The sequence below is a fragment of the Mucilaginibacter sp. P4_D1 genome (assembly GCF_056401935.1).
This window is the reverse complement of record NZ_JBFUIJ010000001.1, coordinates 388,839-404,407: the sequence shown is the minus strand read 5'-3', so window position 1 is coordinate 404,407 and position 15,569 is coordinate 388,839. Positions and strand designations below refer to the sequence as shown.

Sequence of the window (15,569 nt, the reverse complement as noted above, 5' to 3'; positions counted from 1 at the left end):
TAGCTCCGTTAAACTTCCGTGTTTAATACATCGGAAGTTTAGCGACATGGCTATAACCAAGCCTTATCTATGCAATCAATACCGATTCGGCCAGGGCTATAAAATATTCTGCACCATAAATTAAAGCTTCGTCATTAAAATCATAAGCCGGGTGATGCAGCGGCATCGACTTTTCGCCATTGCCAATCAAGGCAAAATTGCCAGGTACATGCTTTAAAAACTGCGCGAAATCTTCAGATACCGTTACCGGTTTAAAGCTGCTATCAATATTACCCGGATCAAATATTCTGGCGGCTGCTCGTAACGCCGCTTTTGTGCAATGGTCATCGTTAATAAGCGGGATAAATTCGTGGGAGTATTTTACCTCCACGATGCTATCATAAGCCAATGCGGTACCGGCTGCCAACCGCCTCATTTCGGTTTGGATGGTTTGGCTCACTTCGGGCAAAAAGCTGCGGGCGTCGCCTTTTAATATTACCTGGCCAGGTAAAGCATTGCGGGTGCCGTTCGTAATAAATTCGGTGACAGATACAACGGCTATATCGGCAGGGTTTACCCGCCGGGAAACGATAGTTTGCAAATCCATCACCAGCGAGCTGGCTGCTACCAGAACCTCGCGCCCCGTATGCGGGCGCGATGCATGGCCGCCAAGGCCGGTCAGTGTAATTTCAAAAAGGTCTTCGGCCCCCATAAGCGGCCCCGCGCAGGTGGCAAAATGCCCAACCGGCAAGCCCGGCCAGTTGTGGATGCCATAAACAGCATCAAACGGAAAGCGTTGCAGCAGGCCATCGTTAAGCATGGCCAGCGCCCCCTGGCCCCATTCTTCGGCTGGTTGAAAAATGAAATATATGGTGCCGTTAAACGTGCTTTCGGTTGCCAGCCATTTGGCAGCGCCTAAAAGCATAGTGGTGTGCCCATCGTGTCCGCAGGCATGCATTACGCCATCGTTCTTTGATTTGTAGGGATAATTGCCTTGCTCGGTTATGCGCAGCGCATCCATATCGGCACGCAACGCTATCGATGTTGTACCGGTTCCTTTTTTTAGCGTACCAACTACACCGGTGCTGCCTATGCCTTCGGTTACGTCGTCCAGGCCAAATTCGCGCAGCTTGGCAGCTATAAAGGCAGCGGTTTGTTGTTCTTCAAAACCAAATTCGGGGTATTGGTGTAGATCCCGTCGCCAGTAACACATTTCTGTACGCAATGCCTGCATATTTAAGCTGCTCATTTTTTGACGTTGATGAATGCAGGTTAATGATTTACGCCGCCCGCAAACTGCTTTTCGCCGGCTTTTACGGCTAAAGTTAGCCGGTTTTCATCGGGCGGTTTAGGGCAGGAGTAATTGGGACTGAATGCGCAATATGGATTATAGGCTTTATTAAAATCGACAACCAGCGCAGCACCTTTAAAATCAGTTGTCTTAAGATCGATGTACCGGCCGCCGCCATAAGTTTCCTGTCCGTTGGTATCATCGGTAAAGGGCAGGAACAAATAATTGCTGAACATAGGATTTTGCGACAGGTAAATACTTTTGTAAACCGTAAGTTCCATCGGCTTGCCCTGCAATATGAATTTCAGCAGGGCATATTTAACGTACTGGCTGCCTGTTCCATGAAAAACGGGCATCACAAAATTGGTTTCGTTGCTTAGCAGCGTTACTTTACAGGTAACCCGGTAAGTGCTGTCGGCATCGTAAAAGCGCAGGTTTTTAAGGTCGTCCTTTTTTAATGGCGAGTGGGTATCGGTCAAAAAATCGTTCATATAACCCTGGCGAAACTGGTCTATTTGCGCTTTATAGTCCTGCGCAAAACAGTTGAGGCCGGTCATAAAAAGCAGGATCAGGAGGTATCTCATAAGTGTGTATATCATTGCCTTAATAGTTAGCGGCAATATATAAAATTACAATACTTAATACCGAATGAAATGAAAGAAGCAGTTTAATTATTGAGGGATAATGCCTGGCTGTAATCCCCGGTTGTTGCTTTTTGTTTATCGGCGGCTATTTCGTTTTGCACCGTTTTGCTGGTAAATATGGCAACCCCAAGGTCGGCCTTGTACTGGTACCGTAACGAAAGAGTTAGCAGGCTCGAATTCCAGTTATAAATATCTGAGTAGTTATCGGGCTTGTCGGTAAACTGGCCATACATGCTGATGAATTTTTGTAAAACTTTATACGCATCCGTTATTTTAAAAAACAAGTAAATATTCACAACCTTATCTTTATAAGCGCGGATGCCTACCATGTCAAGGTTTAAGCTATCGCCCAAAGTCAACACATTGGGGTCATTATAAGCATATTTTAAGCAACTGTCGGCATCAACACGGCCATCGCCATCAAGGTAGGATAAGTTAGCTGTTTGGAGGTCCTTAATATCAGCGCCTAAAACAACATTGTTGCCGGGGCCGTTATTTAATGTTAAGTACGTTATGGAGCCCGTTTTAAGCGACTGGGCATTTGCCATAAACCACTGGCAGCTTATAATGATAAATAGGGCTATTTTGATCCCTGAAATAGCCTTATGGTAAATTCTTTTTTCCATATCTCTCCACCTTGCGTATTGATGGAGAGACAAGTTTGATACCGAATTTTAATCGGCACGTTATTTTGGTTAATTTTTGATTAAATTGTAAATAAAGTGTGCAACAAAAACAGAACATTGCAACTATTTACAATCGCTCCGTTCTGTTTTAAGTACAAAAATTTCCTACCGGTTAAAAAAATGTCTGAAATATTATGCAGCTTTATTTTACGGCCCATTCATGAATACCGGCCGAGTTATCAACAGGAAGCTGGATTTCCATCCGCAAAGCGGTAGTATTTACCGGCTCAAAACTTACCGTGTTAAAGTTATCTTTGCCAATGGTATAAGGCGTTGTGTTTTTTACCGGCACCCATTGCCCATCTTTTTTATACAATATTTTGTACGATGCCGGGATACGGCAACCGCCCCATGGTCCATCATCAAACCAATACACTTTTGATTCGCTTACGGTATGCGCCGCGTCAAAATCGTACTGTACAAATTCAGTGGTATCCTTAGCGGGCCACCAATGCATAAAGGGGAAGCTGTTATCGTTGGAGCTGGCCGGTTCATACTGGTCTTTGATAGATGCAAACATCTTTTTATTTTTTAATGATGCACTTACTTTACTGGTACTTGCAATGGTAGGTGCCGGTTGCGGTCTGGATGCTGATGCCTCGTAAGGGATCCAAACCGTCATTTCGCTTGGCCCGCGGTTAGCCCAGGCATAGTAGGGAATGGCTTTTACCTGCTGGCTGGTTTCGGTAAGCTTATTGCTGTTGAGCTGTCTCTTGGTGCTTTTGCCATCGGCGTTAATTACATCTACACCGTTTAACAGGTCGGCCTGGTAATTGGCGTTTGCTATGGCGTTTTTATCTATCATGATGTTTTGTACCAGGCTATCGCGGTTATCCGGACCTTCCAGGCAATAAACAATAGGGCCGCGCTCGAAGGCAAAACGGTCCCGGTCATCTTTTACTTTTTGGTTGGCTAACACCTTTTCGGTTTCCATAGGCAGGTTAAGGCTTACCTTATCGCCTTTTTTCCAGCTGCGTTTTAGTACGGCGTAACCTTTTTCGGTTACAAATGAGGTTGCTTTGCCATTGAGAGATAACACGACAGGCAGCTGTACTTTATTCATAAACGAATATAAATCGCCGGGAACAGGCTGCTGTTTAGCCCATCCGGGGATGCGTATCCTTAGGGTAAATGCTATTGTTTTTACCGGGTTAACGGTAATATCAACTTTGCCTTTCCAGGGGTAATCAGTTGTTTGCACAATGTTTACATTGCCCGATGTTAGTTTAATATTGCTTGTGTTGCTCATGAACAGGTTAACATACAGGTCGTTTTTGTTTTTGGCATATACATAGCCCGGTAACGATGGCAAAAAGCGTGTCATGTTACTGATGCAACAGGCGCAACTTATCCAGGCGCTGCGCTGGTGCTGGTTCATGGATGCCAGCGGGTTGGGGTAAAAAAAGCGGTCGCCACTAAGCGAAACGCCCGAAAGCAGGCCGTTGTACAGCGTACGCTCCAGCACATCAATATATTTAGCATCGCCGTGCAGTAAAAACATGCGGTTGTTCCAGTAAACATTGCCAATGGCCGCACAGGTTTCGGCATAGGCCGACATGTTGGGCAACTGGTAAGCATCGCCAAAAGCTTCGCCGTTGCCGGTTGCGCCAATACCGCCGGTTATGTACAATTTTTTGTTAACCACATCGCCCCAGATATCATCAATGGCGCTCAGGTATTTGGTATCGCCGGTTAAGGCTGCAATATCGGCCATGCCGGTATACATGTAGGCCGCTCGTACAGCGTGGCCTTCGGCCTCGTGCTGGTCAACCACTTTTTTATTGGCCTGATTGTATGAATCGCCTTTGGGGCCGCGTACATCCAAAAAGAATTTGGCCAGGTCAAGGTATTCTTTTTTACCGGTAACGCGGTACATCTTGGATAGGCCTATTTCCACAATCTGGTGGCCGGGGTACTCTTCAATTTTACCGGGTCCAAAGGTTTTTACCAGCAAATCGGCGTTTTTTATCGCGATATTAAGCAAAGTACGTTTGCCGGTGGCCTGGTAATGGGCAACGGCGGCTTCGTACAGGTGCCCGCAATCATACAGTTCGTGGCTCAGCACCTCTTCGTTCACCCAGCGTTTGTCGCCTATCCACTCGTGTGGTTTTTTGGCGTTTACGGTGCGGAAGGTATATAGGTAACCATCAGGCTCCTGTGCGGCCCCAATAATGCCAATGAGGGTATCGATGTACCTATCCAGCGCAGGGTTCTTTTTATTTTGCATGGAATATGATGCTCCTTCGATGGCTTTATACACATCGGTATCATCAAATGGGAATTCGCTTAACTTATCGCCATCCAATTGTTTGGCGGCGCGTAAAAAGTTGTCCATTCGGCCATTCTTTTTGCACTGCGCAAGTACGTAAGGGATAGTTACATTGGCATTTACAGTCATTTTAGGCTCCCAGAATTTATCGTTTACGTGCACACTGGTAAATGCTACAGGTTGAATAGGATAATCTTTTTGCTGGGCAAATAAGTTGCTGCTTAAACCTAATACCGATGCCGAAAGCAGGCCGGCTATTTTAATTTTACGGGTCATCATATTTTAGTTTTTTACCATGCGGCTGCCATATACCGGGCCGGCACTGTTATCTTTTTTAGGTAATAATTTAACGCTTACTTTTTGCTTGCCTTTGGTTAACTCGATGGGGATCAGGTAACTGATATCGTAAAAACGGCTCTCTTTATACTTGTTTAAATCCTCGGTTGCTACTTTTGTGCCATCTATCATAATGTCAAATGTGCGGCCGCGGTTATCCATGCCCCAATAGGTGTTAATGAGTGTGTTTTGGACACTTGCATCAACCTTCATATCAAAGGTAAAATAGCCACCGTTCTCTGTCGACCGCCATTTCTTTTGATGGTCCTCGCCGGTGGTAGTGTTTTCGCCGGCAAAATTATGGTCGCGCTCGGGCTGCATTTCGCCTATGCGTAAAACATCGGTAGTGTGGGCTTCCAGCTCCTGTTGCTTTTTCTTTTGCTCATCATAAGCTTTTTGCTGTACTACCCAGGCATCCGGTGTAAATACATCCCAATAAACCGAGTAATATTCATCCTTCGTTTGGTTAAAGGGCATCAGCTTTACTTCGCCGGGTTTTGAAACGTTGTCGGTACGGAAGCTTAACTGCGTTTTATCAACCATTTGCAGCCATTTGTTGGGATCGGTTTCGCTGGTTACAAAAACAGGTACCCCCTTTAATGGGTCGGGTTCGGTGTTACCTAAAACGCCAGCTAATAATACCGGGCCATAAAATATGGCGCGCCTGTTGGCATTATCGGGCATGGCCTCGGTATATAAATTCTCGGGAGTGGTAAATGTTATTTTATCGTTGTTAACCCATTTACGGTTCAATACAAAATAACCTTCCGCGTCGGCGGCAAACTGTTGTGTTTTTCCGTTGATGCTGATAGTGGGATTATGTGCCCATTTGGGCTTGCGGATGCGGATAGCAAATGTAGTTGGTTTTGTAAGGGTGATGGTATAGGCCATTTGATCGGCCGAAGGCAAATTGCCTTCCTGTTTAATGCTCAGGCCTTTCTGTTTCCAGCTTAATACCGACGGAATGAACAGGTTGATATAAACACTGCCATCGGCTCCCCTAAAGTAAATGCTTTCGTTATACTTTACATGGTTTTCCATGCCCGAGCCTACGCAGCAGGTAAAATCATCAAAGGGGGTACTGTAGCTTTTTTTACCGCCCATGCGCAGCGGCACAAAATAACATACCCCGCCTGTTTCGTGGTTTTGCGATGCCAGGATGTGGTTGTACAAACCCTTTTCGTAATAATCCATCAACCTTGCCGAAGGCTCAACCGCAAATAAATGGCGGGTAAGCTTTAGCATATTATAGGTGTTACAGGTTTCGGTAGTGTTTTCGGTAAGCTTGTCATTTAGTTTACCCGGCTCGGTAAGGTATTCGTAGTTACTGTTGCCGCCGGTTGCGTAAGAGTGAAAGCCGGTAACGGTTTCCCAAAAGAAATCGGCTATGGCTTTATCCTTTACATCGCCGGTAAGCTCATACCTGCGGGCGCTGGCTATTATTTTAGGTATCTGGGTGTTAGAGTGCTTACCTGGCAATATATCGTTCTTTTGGGCAAGCGGATCTAATATGCGCTTGTCGTAAAACTTGTACGATAGATCGAGGTATTTTTTGTCGCCGGTTATGGCGTATAAGTTAGTCAGGGTTTCGGCCATGCCGCCATACTCGCAAAGCAGCATTTTTTGCAGCTTGTCGTCGTCGAGGTTTTTGATGGTCTGGCCTGTCCAGTTGGCCATGCCCTGGCATATTTTAAGCGCCTGTGTATTGTTGGTATATAAATAGGCATCCAAAAGCCCGGCCATAACCTTATGTACCGTATACCACGGCGACCAGCCGCCATTTAAATCAAACCCACGCGAGCGGATATCGCCTTTAGCTACTTCGGCCCAAATGGTATCTTCTTTAGGTATAGCGCCAACATAACCGGTTTTACGCGCCACCTGGCATTCGTTCAACTGGCTAACTATATAATTTGACCGTTTTAAAAACTCCGGGTCGCGGGTTGATGCGTAGTGCATGGCAATGGCCGATAGGTAGTGCCCCAAAGTATGCCCGGCCAGGCCCGAGTTTTCCCAGCCATCGTATATCTTCCCTTTAGGCTGTAAGCCCGAGTGCGAGCGGAAGCCTGAAAGTAAACGATCGGGCTCTATAGTTAATAAATAAGCAGCATCAACCTGCATAGCCTTTTTAAAGGGACTTTCTAAAAGTTGTACATCCTTTAAGTCAAAGCTATAGGCTTTAACCGGGACAATAGGTTTTACTTTAAAGCGCGTATCGTTCCATTCGGGCACATAAGATTGTGCCTGCGTTTTTTCGGCAGCAATAAAACAGGCAACAGCGCAGCAGCTTATTTTAAAATACTTGTTTACAAACATTAGCATAAGGTTAATACTATAAATTCAATTTATAAAATTACCGGGATGAAATGAATGTTTATGGATAATAATTGGCAGGTTTTAGCCGGATATTAGCCCTTTTTATGTGGCGTTGACATTTTTTTTGGGGGGGGGTTATTAATGTTAATAGAAAATAGCCTTAATTGGCGGGCTTTATGCAATAATTACAATTTATTAATGCCATTGTAACAAGAGAGTTAATATATGGGCAGCTTTGGCAAAATTTTGTAAAAAATGCAGTGTTGGGGGCAAATAGATTTACATATCTGAAAATCAGGTTGTAGATAAATAGATTTTAACCCCAAAACTTTAATTTATGAAGTTGAAACAATTACTAAAAAAGTTCATTTTGCCTTTAGTAACACTGTTTGTATTTTGCATTAACGCTAATGCCCAAACAGTTACCGTAAAAGGAAAAGTATCTGACGATAAAGGCTTACCCCTCCCAGGTGTCACTGTCAGGTTAAAAGGCACCAATAAGGGTGTAAGTACCAATGTAAATGGTGCCTATAGCATTAGCTACCCGGGTACCGGCTCGCTTATCTTTTCGGCCATTGGGTACATTCCAAAAGAAGTTAAGCTTACCGGCGAAACCGAGATTAATGTTGTGTTGCCCGAGGATAACAAATCGCTTAGCGAAGTGGTTGTTACCGCACTTGGCATAAAGCGCGATAAAAGGGTATTAACCTACAGCAGCCAGGAAGTAAAAGGCGCCGAGCTGGTTCAGGGAAAAGATCCTAACATTGTTAATGACATTGCGGGCAAAGTTTCCGGCGTGCAAATCACCAGTTCATCCGGCAACCCCGGCAGCTCAACACGTATTGTTATACGTGGCGCATCGTCATTTTATGGCGATAATAACGCGCTGATGGTTATTGACGGTATCCCGGTTGATAACAGCGAAACAGGCAACCTTAACTCCGGCCCTGGTACAAGCAGGATTGCCGATTTGGACCCTAATATTGTGGAAAGCATCAACGTGTTAAAAGGTGCCGCAGCAACTGCGTTATATGGTTCGTTAGGTGCCAATGGTGTTATCATCATTACTACCAAAAACGGCAAGGCAGGTCAAAAGGCCACTATCAATTTCTCGTCAGATTTTTCGTCAGAAAATCCTTTACTGCCCCAAATCCAGAGTAAATATGCCCAGGGAACAAACGGGCAGTTTTATGATGGTACAACGCTAAAAACCAGCACCTCATGGGGGCCACTGATGGATACCCTGAAAATAAACGGTCAGGCTGCAAAAAAATACAATCAATCGGACCTGTTTTTTAAAACCGGCCATACTTATAACAACGTAGTGAGCATTAATGGCGGCGGCGAGGCCTCCAATTATTACATCTCCTATTCAAACTTTAACCAACAGGGTACAGTGCCAACAACGTCGTTTTTGCGTAACAGCATATTTGCCAAATACGGTGCGCAAATACTGCCAAACCTGACCACTACTTTCCAGTTAAATTATACCAACTCAAAAAATGACAGGTTACCCGAAGGTTATGCGTTGGAAAGCCCGGTATGGACAATTTTTACCGCGCCTATATCATACAACCTGCAGCCTTACGAAAATGCCGACGGCACCCAGCGTTTGTACCGTTACTCCAGGAATAATCCTTACTGGGTGCTTAACAATATATCTAACAAATCGGCCGTAAACCGCTTTATGCCAACCTTCACGGCAGATTACAAACCGCTTAAATGGCTGACTATAACCGAGCGTTTTGGCGCCGATGTGTATACCGAGCAGGATAACTATCATGAATCGGCCCAATCGGTATCAAACCCTAATGGGCGTATCGTGGTTAATAATGCCAATTTCAGGCAGATTAATAACGACCTGATTGTGACCGCTAACCACCAATTTGGCGATTTTAATATCGATGGCATCCTAGGTAACAACATCTTCTCGCAGTATACCGAAGATTCTTATGCCAATGGTGTAGGCCTTTCCGTAGCCGATTTAAATAACATCAGTTCGGCATCAACAGTTAGTTACTCAGAAAATCATTACCTGGTACGCAGGATTGGTTTTTACCTGCAAACGAACATCGATTACAAAAAATTCCTGATATTATCATTAACCGGCAGGTACGATGGCAGCTCGGTATTATCAACATCCAATAATTTTTACCCTTACGGATCGGCAGCCACCAGCTTTATATTTTCTGAGTTCTTTTCTAAAGACTTTCAAGAGATCATGAACCTGGGTAAGTTCAGGGTATCATACGCTACCGTGGGTGGCAGTAACGTAGGTGCTTATTCGCTTACCACACCTTACTATAGCCAAACTATCCGCAACATTACTTTCCCTTACCAGGGCCAGTCTGGATTCTTACTAAGTTCAACTTTGGGTAACCCTTTCCTGAAAAACGAAAGGATAAACGAGTTTGAAGCAGGATTTGAAACGGGCTTTTTTAACAACAGGATAAGCCTGGAGGCATCTTACTTTGCCAAGAAAACTACCGATGGTATTATCCCGGGTGTAAGTATTGCGCCATCAACCGGTTATAGCGGTACAACAGTTAATACGGGCGTAATGCAAAACAAGGGCATTGAGTTATTGCTAAATGTAGTACCAATTAAAACTAAAGATTTTAACTGGACCATGACCCTTAACTTTACCCGCACCCGCAACAAAGTGCTTAACCTGTACGGCGATTTGCAGCAACTAGGCAATGGTTTTACATCGCTTATTGTAGGCCAGCCTTATGGTATTATTTATGGAACACGTTACGCCCGCAACGCCCAGGGCAAATTGCTGATAGATGCCAGCGGCTTACCTTATGCTGATGATACACAAGGTATAATTGGCAATACCAACCCCGATTGGACAGGCGGCTTTAGCAATAACCTGCGCTACAAGCAATTTAACCTAAGCTTCTTTTTTGATGTTAAAAAAGGCGGCGACATCCAGAACAATGTTGATGGCTACGGATACTTTTACGGAACACCAAAAGTTACCGAGAACCGCGGCCCAAGGGTGGTTGACGGTATAAGTGCAGCAACAGGTCAGCCGAATACCATATCTGTTAATGGGCAGGCTTATTACCAGCGTATAAATGGTATCACCGAATCGGTAATACAGGATGGTACCTATATTAAATTGAGAAATGTGAGCGTGGGCTATACCGTAAAACCAGTGTGGTTAAAAAGCACGCCTTTCAAATCGCTTAATCTTAGTGTAACCGGTCGTAACCTGTGGATTTACTCGCCGCACTTTACCGGCGGCGACCCGGAAGTAAGTTCATTTGGTGCATCAAACGGATCGCAGGGTATTTACTCCTTCTCTACCCCAACTTCCCGCTCTATCGACTTTAGCTTAAAATTCTCACTTTAATCCATTTATCAAACAAAAAAGTATCATGAAAAAAATATCAATGATTTTAATGTCATGTATCCTGATAAGTGCTTCGGGGTGTAAAAAATATATCGACGTAAATCAAAACCCTAATCAACCTATTGATGTAGCCGAAGCCCAGATCCTGGCACCTGTTGAACTGGATATATCGTCAAGCCTGTATGCGGGCAACGTGGCCGTAATTGTGCAGGAGTATATGCAGGTGGCGGCCCTTAACCAGGTAGCGCCAAACGCGGGCACTTACCTGATGTATAACTCGGATATGGATGGCGATTGGACCAACCTTTACGTAACCTGCCTAAATAACCTGGCAACACTAAATAAAAAAGCTACAGCCGATGGTAAATCAAATTATGCAGGTATAGCCAAAATATTAACCGCATACTGCCTGGGTACGGGAACCGACCTTTGGGGAGATGTTCCTTATTCGCAGGCGTTTAAAGGAAGCACTAACTTTACACCGGTGTATGATGCCCAAAAAGACATTTATACCCAGATACAAAATTTACTGGATGCCGGTATTGCCGATATTGCCAAAAACGGTACTGTAAGCCCATCTGGCGACGACTTTTTTTATGCCGGCGATATGAGCAAATGGAAAAAATTGGCTTACACCTTAAAAGCCCGTTATTACATGCATTTAACCAAAGCACCCGGTTACACGGCTGCCGCACAGGCCCAGCTGGCGCTTACCGCTTTAACAAACGGCATGCAATCAAATGACGATGATTTAAAAATGGCTTATACCGGCGCGGCCGGCGGCGAAAACCCATGGCAGCAAAACTTCATATCGGCCAGTACGGTTGTGTTGGGCAGTACCTTTGTTAATGGTTTTGCAACCCGTAGCGACCCGCGCCTGAGTGTTATGGTAGCTCCTGCTACGGCAACAGGCCTGTATACCGGACTGGGGCAAGGTTTAAATACCATTGGCCAGCTGGAAGATTACTCGCGCCCCGGCGATTTTTATGGTGCAACAGGTGCCACCAACTATATTGTAAATTATTCTGAAGCATTGTTTTTAAAGGCCGAGGCTACATTGATAACATCGGGCTACGCCAGTGCGGCGACTGTTTACCAAAGCGCGGTTTTGTCGCACATGACAAAGCTTGGCGTAAGTACGGCTAACGCCAATACGTACCTGGCCTCAAGAGCATTAACCAGCAGCAATGCCGAGCAGTTGATCATCGAAGAAAAAGGTATTGCCAACTTCCTTTCGCTGGAAAATTTTACCGACTACCGACGCACCGGATATCCTGTTTTGCCGGCAGTGCCAAACGCGCTATCGGCTATACCACGCAGGGTATTATATCCGCAGGCCGAAATTACATCAAACCCACAGCCACAGCAAACAGCTAAGCTTACAGACAGGCTTTGGTGGGATGTTAAATAATTTGCCCACAATAGCATAACTATTACACCCGTATTCCTTAACAGGATGCGGGTGTTTTTGTGCCTGGCTATTTTGGTTCTCAAAGTATCCGGCCCATTCAATTTCTTCCCAAAAACTGCCGTTTCTGTCAAATTTATTTTAATTGTTCGCGATACAATTAATTTACTCAATAATGGCGCAAACGCATGATTGATAGTTATAATGAGTATTTTATTATTGTATAAATAACATTTAATATTGTTGCTGAAATGGTTAAAAAAGGCATTATTGGTTACGGTTTTAACAGCTTCATCTGCATGAAATTAACAGATGATAGCAGCATTTTATCCGTTTAGGGTCAATTGTTGGTTTTTAGAGTTAAGTAATTGTAAATTCAGGGAACATTAACAATCGTTCATATGAAAGTTTTACAATTTACTATCCCTGTACCCCATGATAAGAGTGTGATAGCAGAAAAAGTTTCTCTTCCATACCATTATCCTTATTTGCACCGCCATAAAGAAATACAGATTACCTGGATCCAGAAAGGAGAAGGAACCCTGATTGCCGGCAACAACATGCACGATTATTCATCGGGCGATATTTTTTTACTGGGCGCCAATTTACCGCATGTGTTTAAAAGCAACCCCGAATATTTTGTAAGCGGCGGCGATAAACAAATTGAGGCTATAACTATTTTCTTTAACCCCGAAGGAACCTTAGCCCCGCTGTTTGATTTACCAGAGCTAAAATCGAGTAAGATGTTTTTGCAGCAGCACCAACAGGGTTTTAAATTACCCCATAGTGCTTCTGACAAGGTATCACAAACCATGATAGCTTTACGTAACGCAGGTGGCACAGATCAGCTAGTTCAGTTTTTTAACCTGCTTAAGGCGTTGGTGAATATGAAAACAAAGCTCGATCCTTTATCAACCTATGGCAACCTGCCCGGTATTACCGAGAATGAGGGGATCAGGATAGGCAATATTTACAATTTTATTATGCAGCACTACAGCGAGCAAATAACACTGGAGGATGTTGCCAAAGTAGCCTTTATGACGCCCGAATCGTTTTGCCGGTATTTCAAAAAGCATACCGGGCATACCTTTATATCGTTTTTAAACGAGATACGGGTAAACGAGGCCTGCAAAAAACTAATAGCCCACAAGTTTGAGAGTATTAATACTGTAGCTTACAAATGTGGTTTTAAAAGTATCACCAATTTTAACCGGGTATTTAAATTTGTAATAGGCAACTCGCCCCGCGGCTACCTTGATTCATATAATAATAACCTTGTAAGCCTGAGCAGGGCGGCAAGCTAACATACCCCAGGCAGGGTCAATTAATTCGACAGTCTTAAAGCTTTAAGACTTGCACTTTTTGCTTTAAGCTTTTAAATAAAACAGCTAACTTACCATCTAAAAAAAACAAACTGTGTTTACCATCACAAAAACAACCACCACCTTTTTTGCTGCAATTTGTTTAACAACCTGCTCATTGGCGGGCAAGGCGCAAACGGCTACCGCTAACAACGCCCTTTATGAGCAAACCAGCGAAATGGCGGGCACCATCATTCGTTACGGGCAGGATATTAATGCCATTAAAGATTTTTACTCGCCTTATTATGTCAACGAGCATAACGAGGATGAGTATAAAATGAGTGTGCTTAATTCGCCCGGGCAACGCAAAAGGCTGGTTGAGATTGATAATGATTATCTGAAGCAACTACAACAAGCCGATTTTGAATCGATGAGCATTTATGGTAAAGTAGATTATATTTTACTAAAGAAACGCATCAACTTTGACCTGGGCGATCTGAAAAAGGAAGAGGAACAGTACAACCAGGTTGCCAAATACCTTTCATGTGCCGATGGTATTTACGCCCTGGAAAAGAAACGCCGCCACGGCGATTTTATGGACGGCGAAAAAGTGGCGACCGAATTAACCGCCATACTGAAACAATTAAAAGCCGATACCGCGGCATATCATAAACTTCCCAGCCTGGATATGCCATTGGCTCGCATTACTAAAGAAGCGCTGGCAGGCCTTAAGGGACGCCTAAGAGACTTTTATAGCTTTTACAATACATACGATCCTGCCTTTACATGGTGGGTGCCCGCGCCCTATAAAGCCCTTGATGCTGCCCTTGGCAAGTACAGCGATATAGCTTTAAGCAAAGGCAAAGTGATAACAAGCCAAAAGCCCGATAGCAGCGGCATAAAAGGCGTGCCCATTGGCCGAGATGCCCTGATAAGCCAGTTACAGGCCGAGATGATACCCTATACTCCTGAAGAACTGATCCAACTGGCCAATAAAGAATTTGCCTGGTGCGATAAAGAAATGTTAGAGGCATCGCAGGAAATGGGCTTCGGCAGCGATTGGAAAAAAGCGCTGGAAAAGGTAAAGAATAGCTACGTGCCGGTGGGCCATCAGCCGGAACTGATTGTGAAATTATATAACGATGCTATCAGCTTTATTAAGGAGCGTGACCTGATCACGATACCGGCATTGGCCGAAGAAACCTGGGGCATGACAATGATGTCGCCCGAACGACAATTGGTTAACCCGTTCTTTTTGGGTGGTAAAGAGATCATGATATCGTACCCAACCAATAGTATGGAAGCGCAGGATAAACTGATGAGCATGCGCGGCAATAACCCTTATTTTTCGAGGGGAACAGTACAGCATGAATTAATACCCGGCCATAACCTGCAATATTTTATGAACAGCAGGTACAAAGCCTACAGGCAGGATTTTGTGACCCCATTTGGGGTAGAAGGCTGGTCGTTATACTGGGAATTATTACTGTATGATAAGGGCTTTGCCAAAACTCCCGAAGAAAGGGTAGGGATGCTATTTTGGCGTATGCACCGTTGCGCAAGGATCATCTTCTCGCTCAACTATCACCTGGGTAAATGGACACCACAGCAATGTATCGACTTTTTGATTGACCGTGTAGGGCACGAAAAGGCCAATGCGGCAGGCGAAGTAAGGCGTTCTTTTGAAGGGGGCTACAGTCCGCTTTACCAGGTAGCCTACCTGCTGGGCGGCCTGCAAATTATGGAGCTTAAAAAAGAGATGGTTGATAGTGGTAAAATGAGCTACAAGCAATTTCATGATACATTTATGAAACAGAACCTTATCCCTATTGAAATGATGCGGGCCACATTTATTAACCAGCCATTAACCAGGGATTTTGCCACCAGCTGGAAGTTTTACGATTTTAATAAATAACAAAATGCCGCCCGGTTTTAACGCCGGGCTGCATTAAAAATATTCATCAATTTCATCTGTCTC

At 44.4% G+C, this 15,569-nt stretch carries 9 protein-coding genes; 4 read left to right on the top strand and 5 right to left on the bottom strand.

All coding sequences use genetic code 11. From position 1 onward, the window contains the following. Positions 1-67: 67 nt before the first annotated feature. The 5 genes from AC1DV1_RS01645 to AC1DV1_RS01625 form a co-directional block, all read right to left on the bottom strand. Complete coding sequence (locus AC1DV1_RS01645; RefSeq protein WP_477354229.1) at positions 68-1,228, bottom strand: M20 aminoacylase family protein; 1,161 nt, start codon at positions 1,226-1,228, stop codon at positions 68-70. Between the two features lie 23 nt (positions 1,229-1,251). Further along, complete coding sequence (locus tag AC1DV1_RS01640) at positions 1,252-1,854, bottom strand: DUF1684 domain-containing protein (RefSeq protein WP_477354226.1); 603 nt, start codon at positions 1,852-1,854, stop codon at positions 1,252-1,254. Positions 1,855-1,937: 83 nt separating this feature from the next. Continuing rightward, the gene (locus tag AC1DV1_RS01635) at positions 1,938-2,540 is read right to left on the bottom strand and encodes a hypothetical protein (RefSeq protein ID WP_477354223.1); all 603 of its coding nucleotides are present in this window, start codon (positions 2,538-2,540) and stop codon (positions 1,938-1,940) included. Positions 2,541-2,742: 202 nt separating this feature from the next. Continuing rightward, positions 2,743-5,148 (bottom strand): glycoside hydrolase family 127 protein, encoded by a 2,406-nt coding sequence (locus AC1DV1_RS01630; protein ID WP_477354220.1) that lies wholly within the window; start codon positions 5,146-5,148, stop codon positions 2,743-2,745. A 3-nt stretch (positions 5,149-5,151) separates the two neighbouring features. Beyond that, on the bottom strand, positions 5,152-7,527 hold the full coding sequence (locus tag AC1DV1_RS01625) for a beta-L-arabinofuranosidase domain-containing protein (protein ID WP_477354217.1): 2,376 nt from the start codon (positions 7,525-7,527) through the stop codon (positions 5,152-5,154). Positions 7,528-7,858: 331 nt separating this feature from the next. Between AC1DV1_RS01625 and AC1DV1_RS01620 the strand changes: the two genes are divergently transcribed. The 4 genes from AC1DV1_RS01620 (at position 7,859) to AC1DV1_RS01605 (ending at position 15,506) form a co-directional block, all read left to right on the top strand. Next, entirely contained in the window at positions 7,859-10,882 is a 3,024-nt protein-coding gene (locus AC1DV1_RS01620; protein ID WP_477354214.1) for a SusC/RagA family TonB-linked outer membrane protein, read from the top strand. 25 nt (positions 10,883-10,907) lie between these two features. After that, complete coding sequence (locus AC1DV1_RS01615; RefSeq protein ID WP_477354211.1) at positions 10,908-12,293, top strand: SusD/RagB family nutrient-binding outer membrane lipoprotein; 1,386 nt, start codon at positions 10,908-10,910, stop codon at positions 12,291-12,293. A 398-nt stretch (positions 12,294-12,691) separates the two neighbouring features. After that, the gene (locus AC1DV1_RS01610; protein ID WP_477354207.1) at positions 12,692-13,594 is read left to right on the top strand and encodes an AraC family transcriptional regulator; all 903 of its coding nucleotides are present in this window, start codon (positions 12,692-12,694) and stop codon (positions 13,592-13,594) included. Between the two features lie 112 nt (positions 13,595-13,706). Continuing rightward, the gene (locus AC1DV1_RS01605; protein ID WP_477354204.1) at positions 13,707-15,506 is read left to right on the top strand and encodes a DUF885 family protein; all 1,800 of its coding nucleotides are present in this window, start codon (positions 13,707-13,709) and stop codon (positions 15,504-15,506) included. Positions 15,507-15,569: the final 63 nt, after the last annotated feature.